We start from the raw sequence: 18,428 nt of genomic DNA, 5'->3' as shown, positions 1-18,428 counted from the left end.
CAGCGTGCCAGGCCATGCCCGAGGCGTTTCTACGGGCTTCTCGTGCTCGAGCTCGACCGCTCGAGCTTCTCAATCCTCCGGCTCGTCGTCTTCTTGCGGCGGCGGCAGCGGCTGGCGGTCGGGGGGCATCGGCGCCTTCGGAGGAGGGTGCGGACGTGCGCTGGTCGCGGGCACGACCGCTCGGCGCGGACGCGGTGCGACGTCGGCGCCGTCGATGCGGACGACCGCTCCACCTTCGCAGGTCACCGCGAACGAGCCGGGGCCGAAGGGGGTGAGCCCGGCCACCCCGGAGGAGCGGCTCGTCTTCGTGCAGAGGAGCTCGCCGATGGTCTCGGACGAGCCGTCGGCAGCGACGAGGCCTACGTGCCCGTCGGGCGCGGCGAAGGCGACGGCGCCCCGAGGATCGACGAGCGGTCCTACGTGGGCGGGGGCCACGAGGGGAGCCACGCCGCCATCGGGCAAGGTGGTGGCGGTGACGGAGCCGACCGCCGCACGCAGCACTTCCTGTCCCGCGGGATCGAGCGTCACCACCGCCGAGCGCGTCGGCGTCATGGCGAGGAGCGTGACGAGATTGCCGTTCGTCTGGCGTCGCACGCTCGGCGGCCCGAGGTAGAGGCCTTGCGAAGAGATGGCTCGGGTCGCTCGGGCTCCCGTCGACAGATTGAGCTCGACGACGTGGTTCGTTTCGATGACGGCGACGAGCGTGTTCGCATCGGAGAGGGCCGCCCCACCGTCGATGGGCGCGCCGAACGAGCCGAGTCGTACCGGCTCGCGACCCGGGGTCCACCCGTAGACCGCGCCCGTGGTGGTGATGGCGAGAATCTTGTCGCCCGTGGCCACGAGCGGCGCGGCCGAGGGCGCGGGGAGGGTGGTCCGCGTCCGGACGTTTCCTTCGGCGTCGAGCACGATGAGGTCGGTCATCGTGGCGACGACGACGCCGCCATCGTCGAGAGGAAGCGGAGCGGTTCGCTGATTTCGTTCGCCGCCGACGTGCGTGAGGAAGCGGCGTGAAGCCATCTGGCGGCGCACTCCGATGGCATCTCCGCTCGCCGTCACGAACACGACCGTGCCGTCCGAGGTGATGGCGGCCGGCCCGACCGAGGTTGTCGCGGCGGTCACGTGACCGACTTCTTCGCCGTCGGCATCGAGGAAGACGACGTCGCCGCGCGAAGTGACGAGAGCCAGCGTTCCGTCCGCGCCGGCGAGCGCAGGCTGCTCGACCGCGAGGCCGAAGGTCTTGCGCCACCCGACGTGCAGCGCACCGGTGGGCAGGACGTCGTGGGTGAGGCCGCTTCGCGCTGCGTCGACACGCAGGGCAGGCGAAGGCCCACCCGGCGCGCCGACGACAAAGCTGTTCGCGCGACGCGGATCGATTCGCTGCGCGGCGGCCTCCTGACGGGGCGCGAGGAGCGCTCCGCAGGAGATCGCTCCCATGGCGGCGGCCACGGCGACCGCGCGCCGTCGAGTCATCGCGCGCCCGTGGACTTCACGAGCAGCACCAGCGCGGCACCGACTTCGGGGACGGTCTTACCGCCAGCCGTGACCGATCCGGTGACGGTGCCGTAGGCACGGACGATCTCTCCGCGCGAAACCTTCTCTTCTTCGCCGTGCACGACGCGAACGAGACAAGGCGCGCTTCCGATGTCGCGCGGGCCGGCTTTCACGGTCTGGGCGGCCGCACAGGAGCGGCGCTCGTCGATGAGCAAGACGGTCTGTCCGGTACTCACGCGGGCGTCGATGACCTCGCCTTCGACGAGGGTCGACTGGCCCACGGTGCCCGCAGGATCGGCCGCGATGGCGTCGAAGCGGAGCGCGCCCTTGCCGTCCAGCTCCTTCGCGCTCGCTTCGAGCGACGACGTACGAATCACCTTGGCGTGCACGACGCGCGGCGCGAGCGGAGGCGAGGAGGCCACGAGCTCGAGCAACTTCTCCCCCTGCGTGGGCAACTCGACGCGGACACCGAAGCGGCCCTGTGCGTCGACCGAAATCGACTGGCCATCGATGGTGAGCGTCGCGTTCGGACGCGTCTGGCCCGACACCGCAGCGGTGCCGCGATCGGTGACGAGCAGCAGGCCCGGAGCGTCGAGGTGGAGGGGCACGATCGACGTGCGCGCGATGAGCTGACCGGTCTCGGCCTTGCCGCCCTTCGGCGTGACCGTGAAGGGGATCTTTCGCTCGAAGGTCTTGGCCTCGTCGCGCGGCCCCTCGGCGTCCTGTCCGAGCGCGATGGCGTACGCGCCTTTGCCCTGGGCATCGAGCGTGAGCGGCTTGTCGTCGACGCGGACGTCGCTCCCAGGCGTGGCTTCGACGCGTACTGTGATCGCCGGCGGCTTGGAAGACAGCGTGGTGAGGTCCGTGCGCACGCGATACGCGACGGGAACGTGGATCTTCACCTCTTCGTCGCGCCCGGCCTTCGGACGATCGATTTTCACCGTGAGATCGTTGTCACCGATGGTGAGCGGCGCGGGGAGCGGAAGGACGGCGGCGTTGCCCTGCACGGTCGCGGAAGAGGCGCCGAGCGCGAGCACGGTGCCATCCGGACACGACGGGCACGCAATCCGAAGCGACTCGCGACCGGTGTCGTCGAGCTGTGGCTGAGCGGTGAGCGCGCCTCCACCGCGAAGGGAGAGGAACGCAATGCCGGCACCGGCGATCGCCACCACCAGGAACACGATGCCGACCACGGCGACGGCCGGGACGCCCCGCTTCTCGGGCACCATCGGTGCCTCGGGGAGAGGCTCGTGCGTGAGGGGCGCGGGCGCGGGGACGACCTGCGGAATCGGCGCGGTCGCTGCGAGAGGCGCGCCGGCAGCAGCCGGTCCAGGCGGCAAGGCTTGCGTGGCGCCCATCGAACCGAGCGCGGCGAGGGCGGCGAGACCCGGCGGGGCGGAAACGCCGAGCATCGTGGCGTTCTTGCTCCGAAGGTCGACGCGTGCACTTGCTTCGGGAGCCCGCGCGTCGGGAGCCGACGCGTCCGGTGCCTGCGTGACCGGTGCCTGCGGGGCGGGTGCGGGTTCGGCTTTGCGGTGAACCGGTGCGATGCCAGGGAGGGCGACGCCGAGCATCGTCTTGGTCATCGGCGCGATGCCACCGGGCTTGGTCGGATCCGGCGCAGGCGGGTGAGCGGCCGTCGCGGCCGGCGGAGCGACCGGAAGATCGCGCGCGGGCATGCCAAGCATCGTCTGTGCCGTCGACGGGAGTGGGCGCTTGGTGGGCTCGGCGACCTGCACCTCGGCAGCCGCCGCGGGAACCGCGGGCGACGCAGGGGGAGGAGGCATCCACGCGTTCGGGGAAGCGACGCTCATCGACAGCGGACTGACGTCGGCTCGCACGGGAGCCCTGCCGTTGTCGACGCTCGCAGCTCCAGCGCTCAGTGCCTGACGGATGGCATCTTTGCTGAGTCCTCCCGTGTCCGAGACGGCGGCTGAGAGCTCGACGGCAGCGCCCGGAGGAACGACGGGCGTCGGCAATCGCGAGACGCGCTCCTCGAAAGCACTCGCGCCTTGCCCTGCCCCGAACGGCTGGGATTCGTAGAGCGTCTGGCCGAGGTTGGACCCAACAGCGGGCGGCGCCATCGGCGCGACGTCCGGAGCGGTCGGGGCAACGGGGATCGTACGACCGCACTGACCGCAGAAACGGGCCTGCATTTGGCTGGCGCCCGTGTCGGCGATGGCGGCTCCACAGTGGGGGCAGGGACGAGGACTCGACAAGCCCTGGGACGATACGACGAGATGCCGAGAATCCCAAGGTACACATGCTTTTTGCGCAACGTGCCTCACGTACCGCTTGCGTTCTTCCGCGCGACATAGAAGGACTTCGCGGCCCGGATGCTGCGTGTCTTCGTGCTCGGAAGTGGATCGAGCGGCAACGCCGTCCTCATCGAAGCGGGCGAATCGCGGGTTCTGATCGATGCCGGCATCGGTCCGAAGTCCGCGGCCGAACGCCTCGAGTCACTCGGGAGCGCGTTCTTGCCGCGTGGCGTGGACGCCATCGTTCCGACGCACCATCACGGCGATCACTTCGCCCAGGTCGAACGGCTCGCGCGCGCCACGAACGCGCCGGTTTGGGTTCATCCGGGCATCGACGCCGATCGCGTTCGGCGCAAGTTCAAGGTCCACGACTACGCGCCCGGCCGCCCGTTCCACGTCGGTCCGTTCGAGATTCTTGCCGAGCCGGTGCCCCATGACGCTCCGCAAGTTGCGCTGCGTGTCGCGGCAGCCGGCCGATCGTTCGGCATCGCGACCGACGTTGGCCGTGCGACCAAAGGCCTCGCCGCGCTCCTCGGCTCGTGCGATGCCGCGATGCTCGAGGCCAACCATTGCCCGAGCTCCTCGCGTGGGGCTCCTACCCCGAGCATTTGAAGCGGCGCGTCAGGGGTGGGCTCGGCCATCTCTCGAATCAGGAGGCTGGCGCGCTCGCCGCGAGTCTCGTGGGCACGCGGCTGACGCGCCTCTACCTTGGTCACCTCTCGCGTTCGAACAACACGCCCGAGCGTGCGCTCGAGACCGTGGCCGAAGCGGCGCGTGGAATCGACGTTGCCGTCGTCCCGCACGGTCAGGCGCACGAGCTCGAAGTCGTGGCCGGTCCGTCGAATGCTTCGACGGGAATCCAACTCGCGTTGTTCTGAGGAGTTGCGCGTCGTCGCGCGCGCCGGCTCGTGCAACGTCTCGACATCGCGGCGTGCTCGGCGCGGCGCTGGATGATCATGGCGGCTGGACGGCGGAGCCTGTCCTGCTGGCATCTCGCACCATCCGCGAGTAAAACCCACGGAATCATGTCCGAACCCCGCCTCGTCAAGTGCCGAAAGCTCGGCAAAGAGCTCCCCGGCCTTTCGCGTCCGCCCTACAAGAACGAGCTCGGTCAACGCATCTACGAAGAGGTCTCGAAGGAGGCCTGGGATCAGTGGGTGAAGGACTCGGTCAAGTTCATGAATACCTACCGGGTCGACGTGACCACGCCGGCCGGTCAGAAGTTCATGTTCGACCAGTGCTCCGTCTACTTCGGCTTCAGCGAGGGAAAGATGGCCGATACCGCATTCACGCCGGCGGAAAACAAGGACGAGGCCAAGGACGGAGACAAGTAAGCGCATGACCTCGATCGATCCGCAGGCAGGCACGTCGACAAAGACCAACGGGGCGGGGGCTTCGACGTTTTCGCCCGCCCGCCGATCGTTTCCGCCTCTGGGCGACTTGCCGAGCGCCGACATGGCGCTCGGCATCGAGGGGTTTCGCTATCGCGACCTCCACTCGCCCGAGCGTCTGCGTGAACTGTTCGATGTATTTCGCAGTGAACTGAGGGCGTCCTCGCCGGACACCGCCGCGACGTACGACGCGTACCGCGCGTCGCAGGGCCAGGGAATGACGCCGGAGCAAGTGAGCGCGGTCTTGCTCGCCATCGCTCCGCGCGTCAGCTGGTTCGTCGGCCGCCTCTTCGGGGTCGAGCGTGAACTCGAGAACCTCGCCGCCGAGGTGAAGGACCGCACGCCCCTCTGGCGGTTCAAGCAAGACTTCGCCAAGAAGCGCGTTCTCAAGCTCGACGCAGGCAAGAACTGGAAGCACACGTTCGCCGAAGCAAGCGCGGTGTCGACGGCGGCGATCTCGGCGCTCGTCCCGCACAAGGCGGAGTCGATTCTCCGTGGTGGCACTGCCGGTCTCCCCGACGAGGAGCTCGCCGTCGCCAAGGCCGTCGTGCAGCTCGCCGAGATCGACGAGGTGGCCCGCAAGGCAGCGAAGGCGGGCGGCGCCGCGTGGACCGACGAGCTCCGTGGGCGCGCCTCGGCACTGCGCGCGGCGCTCGCGGCCGACTGGAACGCGAGCAAGGCGAGCGAAGAGGCGTGTGCCGTGGCCACCCCCGGCGCGCCGACCGACGCCGAGAACCAGAAGGTCGTGGCCTTCGCGCTCGACGCGATCGAAGCGTGGCTCGCGCACCGCCGTACGGATCATGGAGATGCGGCCCATCACTGGTCGTCGCTCCACATGCCGAAGACGCTCGACTACCAGAAGCTCGTGCAGCTTCGCCGTCCCGAGCCCAAGATCCCGGAGCTCTTCGTCGGTCCCGATCATGAGCGCCGCGAACGCGATGGCTTCGCCCTGACCGATCGCCGCGGCGGCCCGCGCGAAGTCGAGCAGGAGATCGACTACTGCCTCTACTGCCACGACCGTGAAAAGGACTCGTGCAGCAAGGGCCTGCGGGACAACAAATCGAACGAAGTCAAAAAGAACCCGCTCGGCGTTCCACTTCCGGGTTGCCCACTCGACGAGAAGATCAGCGAGATGCACGTGATGCGTCGCGACGGCGATGCCCTTGCGGCGCTCGCCCTCGTCACGCTCGACAACCCGATGTGCGCGGGCACCGGTCACCGCATCTGCAACGACTGCATGAAGGCATGCGTCTTCCAGAAGCAGGAGCCGGTCAACATCCCGCAGATCGAGACGCGCGTTCTGACCGAGGTTCTCTCGCTGCCCTACGGCCTCGAGATCTACGGCCTCCTCGCGCGCTGGAACCCGCTCAACATACGCCGTCCGTACCCGCGCGCGTACACGGGCAAGAATGTGCTCGTCGTCGGCCTCGGGCCCGCCGGCTACACGCTCGCGCATCACCTCACGCGCGAAGGCTTCGGTGTCGTCGCGGTCGATGGCCTGAAGATCGAACCGCTGCCCGTCGAGCTCGTGGGCGACGCCACCACGCCGCCGCGCCCCGTCAAAGACTTCGGCACACTCTACGAAGAGCTCGACGAGCGCACGCTCCTCGGCTTCGGCGGCGTCAGCGAGTACGGCATCACCGTTCGCTGGGACAAGAACTTCCTCACGCTCCTCTACGTCACGCTCGCGCGCAATCCGCTCATGCGGATCTACGGCGGCGTCCGCTTCGGCGGAACGATGTCGCTCGACGACGCGTGGAGCCTCGGCTTCGACCACGTGGCGCTCGCGGCCGGCGCCGGTCGACCCACGATCATCGACATGAAGAACAACCTCGCCCGCGGCATCCGTAAGGCGAGCGACTTCCTCATGGCCCTGCAGCTCACGGGAGCCTACAAAAAGAGCTCGCTCGCGAATCTGCAGATCCAGCTGCCGGCGGTCGTCATCGGCGGCGGCCTCACCGCGATCGACACCGCCACCGAACTGCTCGCGTACTACCCGGTGCAGATCGAGAAGCTTTCTGCGCGCGTGCACCAGCTCACGGAAGAGAAGGGCGCCGAGGCCGTTCGCGCGATGTTCGACCAGGAGGAGTGGGAGCAGCTCCAGGTGCAGCTCGCCCACGCCCGTGAGCTCGAAGAAGAGCGCGAGCTCGCGGCAAAGGAGGGCCGCGACCCGCGCCTTCAGCCTTTGCTCGACAAGTGGGGCGGCGTCACCCTCGCGTATCGCCGTTCCGTGCTCGAATCGCCGGCCTATCGGCTGAATCACGAAGAGGTCCAGAAGAGCCTCGAAGAAGGGGTTCGCTACATCGAAGGCCTCGCGCCGACCGAGGCCGTTCTCGACGCGCGCGGCCACATCAAGGCCGTGAAGTTCGTGCGCCTCGGCGGTGAGCGCGACGAGGTGGAGCTCCCGGCTCGTACGCTGTGCGTCGCCGCCGGCACGAGCCCCAACACGATGTACGAGAAGGAGTACGAAGGAACCTTCCAGCTCGACGCGAAGAAGCAGTACTTCCAGGCTCACAGCGCGAAGCTCGATGACGGCGAGGTCGTTTTGACGCCGGTGCCCGCGAGCGGCAGCGACGAGGCCTTCTTCACGAGCTACGCGCACAACGGCAAGGTCGTCTCTTTCTATGGCGACAACCACCCGCACTACGCGGGCAGCGTCGTCAAAGCGATGGCCAGCGCGAAGCACGGCTTCCGCCACGTCTCGGCCCTGTTCCCCGAGCTCGATCACCTTTCGCCCGCCGAACAACCCGAGCGCAACGCAGCTCTCTCGTCCTTCTTCGGCAAGATGCACCACGCGCTCACCGCGAAGGTCGTCGAGGTCAATCGCCTCACGCAATCGATCATCGAGGTGGTCGTGCAGGCGCCGCTTGCGGCGCGGAAGTTCCAGCCGGGCCAGTTCTATCGCCTGCAGAACTTCGAGTCGTATGCCCCCATGATCGCGGGCACACGCCTCGCGATGGAGGGGCTCGCGCTCACGGGCGCGTGGATCGACGAGGAGAAGGGCCTTCTAGGCACGATCGTGCTCGAGATGGGCGGCTCGTCGCGACTCTGCGCGGCGCTTCGACCGGGCGAGCCCATCGTCTTGATGGGGCCCACCGGAACGCCCACGGAGATCAAGCCGGCGGAAACCGTACTCCTCGCGGGCGGAGGTCTCGGCAACGCCGTTCTCTTCTCGATCGCACGCGCGTTCAAAGCGCTCGGCGCAACGGTGCTCTACTTCGCCGGCTACAAGAAGGGCGAGGACCTCTTCAAGCAGGACGAGATCGAGCGCTACACCGACCAGGTCATCTGGTGCACCGATCAGGGCGCGGAGATCGAGCCTCGCCGCCGCCAAGACGTGAAGTTCCGAGGCAACATCGTCCAGGCGATGGTGGCCTACGGAAAGGGCGAGATCGGTGCGCAGGAGATCAAGCTCTCCAAGGTGAACCGCATCATCGCCATCGGCTCGGACCGCATGATGGCGGCCGTTAAGGAAGCGCGCCACGGCGTGCTCCAGCCCATGCTCGACCCGCGGCACCTCGCGATCGGCAGCATCAACTCGCCGATGCAGTGCATGATGAAGGAGGTCTGCGCGCAGTGCCTCCAGAAGCACCGCGACCCGAAGACCGGCAAAGAGACGCTCGTGTTCTCCTGTTACAACCAGGACCAGGAGCTCGACGCGGTCGACTTCCAGCACCTCAACGAACGCCTCCGCGCGAACTCGATGCAGGAGAAGGTCGCGAACGCGTGGCTCGAGCGCTTGCTCGCCATGCGCCCCGACGTGCTCCGCATCTGATCGCGCTGGCGTAGGTCCCATGGCAGCCCGCACGTCGTGTGCGGGCTTGCAGGGAGACGTCCTCCTCGAGCGCGAACGTGGTGATTGCGAGACCGCGGCCATGGCGGACGAGGTGTGCCGACGACTCGTTCGGCCGGGCACGGCTGTGTTATGGAAGGCGCGGGTTGGCTCTTGCACGTCGCGTTGCCGTACTCTCGGGAGTCGCTATCTCGGCTCTCGCGGAGATCGCCGGCGCCGAGGAGCCTGCTCGTCCAGTTCACGTTGCCGTGAAGCTGACGCGCGCACCGGGGGCCGACGGATGCATCTCGCCCGACGAGGTCGTCGCGAGGACGAAGGAACGCGCGTCGGCAGACATCCTCCTCACCGTCGAACAGAAGCGCGCCGACTTCTTCGTGCTCGGCCACGTCGAGCCGCGTGCAGGCGGCTTTCGAACCGAGCTCGTTCTACGGGATGCCCACGGACGTGCACTCGGCGAGCGAACAATCGATTCGCCGGCGCGTTCGTGCCGAGCACTCGACGAGTCGCTAACCCTGGCTCTCGTGCTGCTGGTCGAGACGCCGCGCGTGCGTGCGGCCGCTCAGACCAAGGCAACCGAGCCGCTCGACGAGCTTCCTCCGCCGCTCTACGAAGAGGCACCGGCTCCGCGCATCGAGCCGTTGCGCCTTCCTCCTCCTCCGCCGCACACGCGGACGCCGTGGGTGATCGACGTCGGGTTGGGAGCGAGCGTTCCCATAGGATTCACGCCGGTGGCGACGGTCGGGCCCTCGCTCTTCGGCATGGTCCATGTCCCACACTTCGTGCCGGTCGCGGTTCGCGGGGCGGCCTATCCCTTGGGTACGGACCGTAAAACCGTGCCGGGCGAGGGGATCTCCGTTCGAGGTGTCGAGGGCGGAGTCGAGCTTTGCCCACTCGACCTCGGACGGACGCGCGTGAACGTCCTCGCGTGTGCCGGCGCCCACTACGCCCTGCTTCACGCCGAACCGCTCGGCCCGCAGTCGAGGGACGGGAGCCTCGGGTTCCTCGTTTTGCCTCTTCGGGTCGAGGTCCGCGGCCGCGCCGGCGCGTTCGCCCCTTTTGCAGCCGTCGCCGCGCGCTTCGCGCCCACATCCCCGGCGTTCGTGTACCGGGTCGCGGGAGCGAGCGAACAGCCGTCGTTTTCCGTGCCGGCCGCAACAGCAGAGCTCGACGTCGGTCTCTCCTGGCGCGCGTTTCCATGAACGACCACAGCCCCGCTTCGGCCAGGAGGCGGTGAAGTGACGACTTCAGGGCGATTTCTTTCCGGAATGTTGAAACGCGAAGCGTGACCCGACATTTCCTCTGAGCAAGCCCGATGAGCGTGCTCAGGATGCTCTCTTCAGCCCCCACGGCCGACCGCGAGGTCACTTCGGTGAGCTCGGCGCCGACCGTGCGCGAGATCGTGCTCTCGCACGGTCGGTACGTGTGGCGTCTTCTCCGATTCCTCGGCGTACCCGAGCGGGACCTCGACGACCTCTGTCAGGAGGTCTTCACGACGGTCCATCAGAAGCGCGGCGCACTGAGCGACACCGGGCTTCGGTCGTGGCTGTACGCGATTTGTACGAATCATGCGAGAAACTACCGAAAGCGAGCGCATCACCGCCGTGAGGCGCTCGTCGAAGCCATTCCGGAGTCCAGCGTCGCTCCCTCTCAAGAGGAGGGGCTCGAGCTCGCACAGGCGCAGGAGCAGCTCCTTCTTCTGCTCGATCGGCTCGACGACGACAAGCGAACCATCTTCGTCCTCCACGCGATCGAAGAAGTGTCGATGGAGGACGCCGCAGAGATCGTGGGTTGTCCGCTCTCGACGGCCTATTTCCGATTCCGCCGCGCACGAGCGCAGCTCGAAGCCGCAATGGTGAAACAGTGAAGGATCGCGTTCCCCCGACGCTCGACGAGCTCGTCTCCGCCGCGCGAAAAGCCGGGCCATCATCTTCGAGATTGACCCGCATCGCGGACGACACCGCACGCAGGACGCCTTCGTCGACCTGCGCGACGCAACCGTCCTTGTTTCGGACGCTGACGCGGCCTCACGTGCTCGTCCTCGCGTCAGCCGCCGTCGTTGTCTCGTCCTTCGCCACCACCCGAGTGCTCGGCCTCGGCGCGACCGCTCCCTCGACGGCCGAAGTCGGCGTACCGACCACGGAGACGAAGGTCGTGACCGCGCCTGCAGTGACGGACCCGGCGCTGCCCCCCGCGGAGCCCGCGACTCAGCCTCCCGAGATCCCGTCGATCGACGTGCGAGCGCTGCCGACCTCGAAGGTCGCTGCCGAGCAGCAGCCCAGGGTGGGTAGCGAGTCCGCCAAGACCGCGCCTACCGAGGAGCTCTCCGAAGGGGCGCTCCTGCAGCGTGCGCATGCCGCGATGGCCACCGATCCGAATCGCTCGCTCGCCCTCACCGCCGAGCATGCTCGTCGCTTTCCCGCGGCGGTTCTCGCGCAAGAGCGAGAAGTGATCGCGGTCGAGGCCCTGTCGCGACTCGGGCGCAAGAACGATGCACGCGAACGCGCCGCGGCGTTCTTCGCCAAATATCCGGGGTCGGCCTACCGCACGCGCGTCGACGACGCGCTCGGAAGCTCGCCAGTGAACAATCCGCCCGCGGAGGGACGATGATTCGCAAAGTCTTTGGGCTCGTTTCGATCTCCGCGCTGGTCTTCGTCGTGAGCTGCGCCGCGAGCTCCACGATTGGCGACTACGCCGAGCCTGCTGCCACGGGGCAATTCGATGCCCCCGATTCGGGCGGTGACGCCGACCCCGCAAGCGATGCCGGGCTGACGAAGTACTGCGCGTCGGACAAGTGTCCGACCGGGCTCACGACGTGCCCTGGCTCGCGCTTTCCCTGCGACGTCGACTTGAGGAATGACGCCAAGAACTGTGGTGCCTGTGGCGTCGTCTGCCCGCAGTTGGACCCGAACCGCGAGACCTTCACGTGCGTCGAGGGACGTTGCGTTCTGTCCTGCGGGAGGGCCCCGAATACGACGCTCGATTGCGACGGTATCGTCGACAACGGTTGCGAGACGGACCCGCACACGAACGAGAACTGCTCGAGCTGCGGGGATACCTGCTCTGCGGACAAGCCGTGCCTGAAGCAGGACTTCCTCGGCACCACGTTCGCGTGCGGTTGCCCCGCAGGACTGACCTATTGCGGGGGATGGATTTCGTGTGTTGATACACGTAATAATGATTTCAATTGCGGAGGCTGCAATACAGCCTGTGACCTTTCAGGCGCTGGATTGCCCGCGTATCCGCATAGCTACTATGGCTGCATCAACAACCAATGTGGGAAGTTCAAATGCGAGCCCTGGTGGGTGGACTTCGACGGCGTTCGCGAGAATGGCTGCGAACTCCCGCTGAAGACCCACGAGAACTGCAGCGACGTGGGGGACCAGTGCGCTCCGGATCAGGAATGCGGACAGGACCCGAACGGGAATGTTCAATGCATGTGTCCGCCGGGGCAGACGTTCTGCAAGGACAGCTGTGACGGCGAATTCTGCACCGGTACCTGCCACGATCTCTCTTCCGATACGGACAACTGTGGTGCGTGCGGCGCGAGCTGCACGCCCGGCATAAGTACCACCGAGACCAGCTGCAACTACGGAGTTTGTGCGGCGAACTGCGGGAAGGGCAGGGCGGACTGCAATGGCAACTTTGACGACTTCTGCGAAGTAAATACGGATAGCGACCCACGCAACTGCGGCGCGTGCGGGCACGTATGCGATGCGATTGCTGGCCAGGCGTGCGTCGGCGGCCAGTGTGTCGTGGAGGCCTGCCCCGACGGCGGAACGACCGAGGTCACACGATGAGGAAGTCCCGATGGCTGCTCGGCGTCGCGAGCCTGTCCGCGTGCGCGTCGGCACTGTTTGTCGGTGCGTGCGCAACCAACGACGATAGGGTGGACTCTCCGCCTTCGCCCGATGCCGCGCCGATCGAAGCGGCCGACGGCGGCGCGGACGTCGACGCGGCGCCTTGTGTCGACTGCGAGTACTTCCCCGAGACGTGCTCGGCGGAGGTCCTCTGTCCCAACGGACCGTTCGACGGCAACGCGAAGCTCGATCGGCGTACGCAGGTCAACGTGATCCGCGGGACCTCGGCGACGGACATCTGGGTCGCCGGCGCGCTCGGCGCACTCGCTCACTACGATGGGACGTCGTGGACGGTCTCTGCAGCCGATACCCAGGAAACGATGTCAGCCCTTTGGCTGCGTGATTCCTCGCAAGTGAGCCTGAGCCGATTCGACAAGGTCTATACGCGAGGGCTCGATTTCTCCGCCACGGACGCCGGAGGAGGTGGTCCCGTCTCGCCGGGTGGATGGTCGACGCACCCGATCGTCGGTGGCGACGGCGCCCAGCTCCGATCGGGGTGGTCCGTCCCGGGAGCCAAATGGTTCTGGTGCACGTCGCTGAGCGGCGTCCGGCGAATGAGCCTCTCGCCGTCGATCTCCTTCGAAGGCGCCGGTTTCGGAGGCGGTCAGCTGGAGAGCATCCATGGCATCGACGCGAACAGCCTGTGGGCCGTCGGCTCGCACGGTTCGGCGATTCACGTCACGGGCGCCGACGGCGACAACCCCGTGACCGAGGCGTTCAACACGCAAACCTGGCAATCGCTTCGCGGTGTGTGGGTCGCCGCCGAGTCCGACGTCTGGGCCGTCGGCGCAGCGGGAACCATGCGCCGCTACCGCGGGCAGGGCATGGTCTGGGACGCCTTCGACGAGGTGCCCACGACCGAAGATCTGAACGCCGTGTGGGGAACGTCGCCGTCCGACGTCTGGGCTGTCGGCGATGCCGGCGTGGTCCTCCACTACGACGGAAACAGGTGGTCGCGCGTGAGCATCGCCGGACTCGGCGCGCGTCGCCCCAAGCTCACGACGGTCTGGACGTCGTCGGCAGGACACGTCTGGGTCGGTGGCCAAGGCGTCGTCCTCTCGCTCGGAGGGAAGCCATGAGAGCCTCGCTATTCGTTGGTGGCACGACCGCCATTCTTGCGCTGGCAGCGGCGGCGGCGTGCACGTCGTCCGGCGAGACCGAGCCCACGACGCCGGCCGAGCAGGATTCGGGCATCCTCGGGTCGTCGGACGGCGCCGTGGTCGACGTCGGAAGCGATACGGCGACCCCTCCCGTCGATGGGGGCGTCGATGGGGGAGACTGCAGCGACGCCGGGTGGTGCGAGACGCCCTTGCCCGGTCCGGGATTGACCGTGAAGGACATCTGGCCGCTCGAGGGCCGAGCCTTCGCGGTCGCCGAGAGCGCCACTCAAGGCGTCCGAGTGCTCGAATGGGACGGAGCGTCCGGTCCAACGGGAACCTGGAGCTACATCGACGACGGCACTCAGAACGATGAACGGGCAGCGCCGTACGCGGGTGGTCTCTGGGCCCCGGACGCCGACGATCTCTATTACACGGTCGCGCCCGGCTACGTTTACCACGGTACACGTCCCGTCCCGCCCCAGACGGCTTGGTCGTGGAGTCGAACTCGACTCGAAGATCATAGCCACGAGGGCGATGTCGCTCACGCCAGCCACGATCACGGGTTTCCGACGAACTCCGAAATGGGGATGGGCTATCCCGCGCTCGGCGTCTGGGGAACGAGCCGTGACAACGTCTACGCTTGGTATTCCAATACCGTCTTTCATTGGAAAGCCGAGGCCGGCGCAGCTCCCGCCTGGGTTGCCGAATACAGCGCGGACGACTTCGATACGCCGAACGAGCATCTGTTCTTCGTAGGCGCCGCAGGCACCGGTCCCGACGATATTTGGTTTTCGGGTGTGCGAGACGGAAGCCCGAGTGGCCGCTCTTGCGTCATCCTCGTTCGCAAGACCGCCGGCAGCTTCAATCGAGTTGCCGACGGCGTCGTTCCTCCCGGATTCGCCCCGTGTGCAGCGAGGGACGGCTTCCAGAAGATCGATGGAGCCAACGGGTGGCTCACCGACCTCCACGCCCTCGGGCCTTCGCGCTTCGTCGGATTGAAGGGAGCCCGTGACGTCTTGCAGCTCACCGCGAGTGCGGATGGCGGCATCGCGACGGACCTCTCGCCGTTTCCGAGCAGTCTCGTCTCCAACAATACGCCCACGTCCGTCTGGGCCACATCGAACGAAGTGTGGCTGAGCACGGTGAAGACCTACGCGACGGCAGCGTTCGTCGCTCGGGGCGTGGACGTGTGGAACGGGGGCTCTTACGAGCTGTCGACGCTCGCGCTGCGCCATGGGCCCATCACCAGTTCGCTCTTCCGCATCCGCGGCACGTCGAGCACCAATCTCTGGGTAGTCGGAGTTCAACATGCGCTTCACAAGACGACTCCTTGATCGGCGGGCCGCCGCGGCAGTCGCGGTCGTCTCGCTCTTGCCCACGGCGCTCGTGAGCGCGAGCTGCGCCGCGAGCGACGCGACGCCGGGGTTCGACCCGACCGATGCCGCGCCCGAAACGTCGCGCAGCGATGCTGCCGTCGGGAACGACGCTGGAGAGCTCGACGCATCGCGCGACGTCGAAGCGTTCGATGCCACCGCTCGCTCCGTCGAATGTGCCTCCGCACACTGCGCGACGTCCTTGTCGACCGTGCAGACGACGGGCGCATGGGACGATTACACCGAGGGCTTCTGCGCGCTCCTCCAGGACGGAACCGTGGCGTGCTGGGGCACGGATCGCGGTGGCCAGCTCGGTCGGGGCGACGAAGCAGGGGCTCTCGGCAGCAGCTCCACACCCCAGCGCGTTGTCGGCCTCTCGAACGTCTCTGCACTCGACCACACCTGCGCCGTCGAGAAGGATGGCACGGCGTGGTGCTGGGGAACGGGGCCGTTCGTGCGCAGTGACGCCGCCGCTGTCACGACCGAGCGCACGCCCGTGAAGTTGCCCATCCCGCCCGCGAAGAAGGTCGCGACCGGCAGAACCGCCGCCTGTGCCATCGTCGGCGAGGGCGTCTTCTGCTGGGGCCAGAACGACAACGGGCAGATTGCGCCCGCGAAGGTCGCTCCGTTCAATGCGGTGCTCGAGCCGCGGGAAGTTCCGCTCCCCGCGGGTGCGCCCCTTCGCGATCTGATCGTCGGCCGAGCCTCGTTCGTCTTGCGTGAGGACGGTACGGCGACGAGCTGGGGAGCGAACCCTCCGCTGGCCCGCGTCTCCTCGCTCTTTCCCGACCCGTACCCGCTTCAGATTGGCTTGAGTGGCGTGTCGTCACTCGACAACGTCAGCGAGAACGCGTGCGCAACCGCCGGCGGCACGGGGTATTGCTGGGGCAACGTCATCTCCCTCTGGAACTCCACCGATCGAGCGATTCCCGAGCCGGTCGTCGCGCCCGAACCGCTCGTGCAGATCGCGACGACCGATGCATGGTCAAGCTACGACACGGCGACGAGCACGGCGGTCGCGCACCCGCAACGGTGGTGCGCGACCGCGGCCTCGGGGGCCGTGTACTGCTGGGGATACAACGCAAGTGGCCAGGCCGGCGACGGAACGAACGACCATGCCTACCACGCCGTCAAGGTCACCGGACTGCCGGCTCCTGCCGTACAGGTGAAGACGCTGCCCGACTCGACGTGTGCGCTCCTGACGAACGGCAGCATCTTCTGCTGGGGCAGCAACGGCTACGGACAACTCGGTAACGGCACCGGACAAGGAAGCCGCGTACCCCAGGAAGTGGTGTTGCCATGACGCTCGCGAAATTGGCCAGCGGCTCGGTCCGTGCTGTTCCCGTGATGCTCCTTGCGCTTGCACTCGTGACCGCGAGCGCCTGTAGCAAAGAGAAGGAAGGCTTCGTCGAGGGCACGGACCAACTCGTCTCCGACGGCGGACTCGACGCAGCAGACGAGTGCATGTTCCAGTGCTCTCTCGACGGACGCGCCGTGATCAGCACGTGCACCGGCGAGGTGGTCGACACCTGCAAAGACGATCAGGTCTGCGGTGGTGCACTCTGCCAAGCCCCGTGCGCGGCCGCCGCGGCGGACCGAAGCTCGAACGGCTGCGAGTTCTACTTCCAGAAACCTCGTTTCACGAAGTCAGTACCCAATTCGTGTTACGCGGCGTTCGTCGTCAATTCGTCGAACGAGGCCGTCAAGCTCGAACTCGAGCTCGAAGGCAAGGCGATGGACATCTCGCGAGCGCTGTTTCGCGCCGATCCGAGCACCATGGCGCTCTCCCAGCTCGAAGGCCCACTCGCTCCCGGCGACAGCGCCATCTTGTTTCTCTCGGACCGCGATCCCACGCGCGTCTATTCGCTCGCGGACTCGATCACGTACGTCGGCTGTCCCTCGGGCGTCGTGCCGGCGACATATACCGATTTCAAAATGAACGGCACGGGCATGGGCTCGTCGTTTCATTTGAAGTCGAACGTTCCCGTGGGCCTGGCAACGATTTATCCGTTCGGCGGAGCGAAGAGCTTCACCCCGACGGCGACCCTCGTGTTGCCGGTCGCGACTTGGGGGACCGAGCACATTCTGGTCAACAGCTGGGATACCGCGTGGACAGGCGCGCCCGCCGCCCAGATCGTCGCGGCGGAGGACGGCACGGACGTCACGATCGTTCCGCGGGTAGACATTCAGAACGGCGTTGGTGTCACGGGTGGTCTGGCCGGGGAGCCCACGACCTACCGGCTCGACAAAGGGCAGTTCCTACAGCTCGTTCAGAATCAGCAGCTCACCGGAAGTTTCGTATCGTCGAACAAGCCCATTACGACGATCGGTGGCCACGCGTGTGCGGACATCCCGACCAACGTCGAAGCGTGTGACATTCTCGCTCAGCAAATCCCCGCGGCGGACCAATGGGGATCCGAGTACGTGGCCGTTGCGTATCGCTCACGCGTCGGCAACGAGCACGAGCCCGTGCCGTATCGCATCGTCGCCGCTCGCGACGGAACCCAGCTCGACTACGATCCGGTGGTTCCGCCCGGCGCTCCACTCTCGCTCTCGGCGGGTGAGTCGGCAACGTTCTGGTCCGGCACGGGTGACGCGTTCGTGGTGCGCTCGCAAGACGTCGACCATCCGATCTACGTCGCGGCCTACATGACGGGCGGCGAGCAGTACGGCGGCCGCGGCGATCCGGATTTCGTCAACCTCGTTCCCACCGGGCAATATCTGAATTCGTACGCCTTCTACGCGGACCCGACGTTCAACGACAGCTCGTTGGTCATCGTCCGGGCCAAGACGCGAGGCGAATTCAAGGACGTTTGGCTCGAGTGCGCCAACGGCAACGTGCCGGACTTCCACCCTATCGGCGCGCGTGGCGAATACGAGTACGCGAGGGTCGATCTCGCCGTCTCCGGAGGTACGGGCGCCAAGTTCGGCGACCACCTTTGCCAGAACGGTCTGCAGCGCCTGCATAGCGACGGCGCGTTCACGGCAACCATCTGGGGTTGGGATGCCTATGCAAGCTACGCCTACACGGGTGGGCTTGCGCAGCGGAAGCTCGTCAAGACTCCTCTCGGCATCGTGCACTGATTGCGGCGGTTGCGCTGGCCGCGGACTCGTGAAGGGCCCGCGGCTTGCACCTGCCGACGCGACACGCTCGTGCAGGAGAGA

14 protein-coding genes are annotated in these 18,428 nt (G+C 67.1%); 12 read left to right on the top strand and 2 right to left on the bottom strand.

Annotation, left to right across the window (positions count from 1 at the left end; translation table 11 throughout):
• Positions 1-69: 69 nt before the first annotated feature.
• Positions 70-1,470, bottom strand: coding sequence for a hypothetical protein (locus AKJ09_RS41510; RefSeq protein ID WP_146653372.1), 1,401 nt, complete (start codon positions 1,468-1,470; stop codon positions 70-72).
• Positions 1,467-3,647, bottom strand: a complete 2,181-nt coding sequence (locus AKJ09_RS41505; protein ID WP_205633938.1) for a hypothetical protein — start codon at positions 3,645-3,647, stop codon at positions 1,467-1,469. The genes AKJ09_RS41510 and AKJ09_RS41505 overlap by 4 nt, the downstream gene beginning before the upstream one ends.
• A gap of 180 nt (positions 3,648-3,827) precedes the next feature.
• Here AKJ09_RS41505 and AKJ09_RS41500 point away from each other — a divergent pair, with 180 nt between their 5' ends.
• The 12 genes from AKJ09_RS41500 to AKJ09_RS41445 all read left to right on the top strand — a co-directional run bounded on the left by AKJ09_RS41500 (position 3,828) and on the right by AKJ09_RS41445 (position 18,347).
• Positions 3,828-4,361: an MBL fold metallo-hydrolase gene (locus tag AKJ09_RS41500; protein WP_146653370.1), complete on the top strand. Its 534-nt coding sequence runs from the start codon at positions 3,828-3,830 to the stop codon at positions 4,359-4,361.
• Positions 4,319-4,627, top strand: coding sequence for a hypothetical protein (locus tag AKJ09_RS41495; RefSeq protein WP_146653369.1), 309 nt, complete (start codon positions 4,319-4,321; stop codon positions 4,625-4,627). Before AKJ09_RS41500 ends, AKJ09_RS41495 begins: the two co-directional genes overlap by 43 nt.
• A gap of 147 nt (positions 4,628-4,774) precedes the next feature.
• Complete coding sequence (locus tag AKJ09_RS41490; RefSeq protein WP_146653368.1) at positions 4,775-5,083, top strand: oxidative damage protection protein; 309 nt, start codon at positions 4,775-4,777, stop codon at positions 5,081-5,083.
• Positions 5,084-5,087: 4 nt separating this feature from the next.
• Positions 5,088-8,915 carry an FAD-dependent oxidoreductase gene (locus AKJ09_RS41485; RefSeq protein WP_275936692.1) on the top strand — a complete coding sequence of 1,276 codons (3,828 nt, stop codon included), beginning with the start codon at positions 5,088-5,090 and terminating at the stop codon, positions 8,913-8,915.
• 164 nt (positions 8,916-9,079) lie between these two features.
• The gene (locus AKJ09_RS41480) at positions 9,080-10,132 is read left to right on the top strand and encodes a hypothetical protein (RefSeq protein ID WP_146653367.1); all 1,053 of its coding nucleotides are present in this window, start codon (positions 9,080-9,082) and stop codon (positions 10,130-10,132) included.
• A 113-nt stretch (positions 10,133-10,245) separates the two neighbouring features.
• Entirely contained in the window at positions 10,246-10,797 is a 552-nt protein-coding gene (locus AKJ09_RS41475) for an RNA polymerase sigma factor (protein ID WP_146653366.1), read from the top strand.
• Positions 10,794-11,540: a hypothetical protein gene (locus AKJ09_RS41470; protein WP_146653365.1), complete on the top strand. Its 747-nt coding sequence runs from the start codon at positions 10,794-10,796 to the stop codon at positions 11,538-11,540. The genes AKJ09_RS41475 and AKJ09_RS41470 overlap by 4 nt, the downstream gene beginning before the upstream one ends.
• Positions 11,537-12,730 carry a hypothetical protein gene (locus AKJ09_RS41465; RefSeq protein WP_146653364.1) on the top strand — a complete coding sequence of 398 codons (1,194 nt, stop codon included), beginning with the start codon at positions 11,537-11,539 and terminating at the stop codon, positions 12,728-12,730. The genes AKJ09_RS41470 and AKJ09_RS41465 overlap by 4 nt, the downstream gene beginning before the upstream one ends.
• Positions 12,727-13,869: a beta propeller repeat protein gene (locus AKJ09_RS41460; RefSeq protein WP_146653363.1), complete on the top strand. Its 1,143-nt coding sequence runs from the start codon at positions 12,727-12,729 to the stop codon at positions 13,867-13,869. The genes AKJ09_RS41465 and AKJ09_RS41460 overlap by 4 nt, the downstream gene beginning before the upstream one ends.
• Positions 13,866-15,224, top strand: a complete 1,359-nt coding sequence (locus AKJ09_RS41455) for a hypothetical protein (RefSeq protein WP_146653362.1) — start codon at positions 13,866-13,868, stop codon at positions 15,222-15,224. The genes AKJ09_RS41460 and AKJ09_RS41455 overlap by 4 nt, the downstream gene beginning before the upstream one ends.
• Positions 15,199-16,566: an RCC1 domain-containing protein gene (locus tag AKJ09_RS41450; RefSeq protein ID WP_146653361.1), complete on the top strand. Its 1,368-nt coding sequence runs from the start codon at positions 15,199-15,201 to the stop codon at positions 16,564-16,566. Before AKJ09_RS41455 ends, AKJ09_RS41450 begins: the two co-directional genes overlap by 26 nt.
• Positions 16,563-18,347, top strand: coding sequence for an IgGFc-binding protein (locus AKJ09_RS41445; protein WP_146653360.1), 1,785 nt, complete (start codon positions 16,563-16,565; stop codon positions 18,345-18,347). The genes AKJ09_RS41450 and AKJ09_RS41445 overlap by 4 nt, the downstream gene beginning before the upstream one ends.
• Positions 18,348-18,428: the final 81 nt, after the last annotated feature.

The organism is Labilithrix luteola, from assembly GCF_001263205.1.
Classification (GTDB): Bacteria; Myxococcota_A; Polyangia; order Polyangiales; family Polyangiaceae; genus Labilithrix; species Labilithrix luteola.
This window is presented reverse-complemented; position numbering and strand designations above follow the sequence as displayed.

Excerpts from the sequence above, each read along its gene's own strand:
- AKJ09_RS41505 (WP_205633938.1), bottom strand. The coding sequence starts at position 3,647 with ATGCAGGCCCGTTTCTGCGGTCAGTGCGGTCGTACGATCCCCGTTGCC.
- AKJ09_RS41455 (WP_146653362.1), top strand. The coding sequence starts at position 13,866 with ATGAGAGCCTCGCTATTCGTTGGTGGCACGACCGCCATTCTTGCGCTG.
- AKJ09_RS41490 (WP_146653368.1), top strand. The coding sequence starts at position 4,775 with ATGTCCGAACCCCGCCTCGTCAAGTGCCGAAAGCTCGGCAAAGAGCTC.
- AKJ09_RS41450 (WP_146653361.1), top strand. The coding sequence starts at position 15,199 with ATGCGCTTCACAAGACGACTCCTTGATCGGCGGGCCGCCGCGGCAGTC.
- AKJ09_RS41465 (WP_146653364.1), top strand. The coding sequence starts at position 11,537 with ATGATTCGCAAAGTCTTTGGGCTCGTTTCGATCTCCGCGCTGGTCTTC.
- AKJ09_RS41500 (WP_146653370.1), top strand. The coding sequence starts at position 3,828 with ATGCTGCGTGTCTTCGTGCTCGGAAGTGGATCGAGCGGCAACGCCGTC.
- AKJ09_RS41460 (WP_146653363.1), top strand. The coding sequence starts at position 12,727 with ATGAGGAAGTCCCGATGGCTGCTCGGCGTCGCGAGCCTGTCCGCGTGC.
- AKJ09_RS41445 (WP_146653360.1), top strand. The coding sequence starts at position 16,563 with ATGACGCTCGCGAAATTGGCCAGCGGCTCGGTCCGTGCTGTTCCCGTG.
- AKJ09_RS41485 (WP_275936692.1), top strand. The coding sequence starts at position 5,088 with ATGACCTCGATCGATCCGCAGGCAGGCACGTCGACAAAGACCAACGGG.
- AKJ09_RS41475 (WP_146653366.1), top strand. The coding sequence starts at position 10,246 with ATGAGCGTGCTCAGGATGCTCTCTTCAGCCCCCACGGCCGACCGCGAG.
- AKJ09_RS41510 (WP_146653372.1), bottom strand. The coding sequence starts at position 1,470 with ATGACTCGACGGCGCGCGGTCGCCGTGGCCGCCGCCATGGGAGCGATC.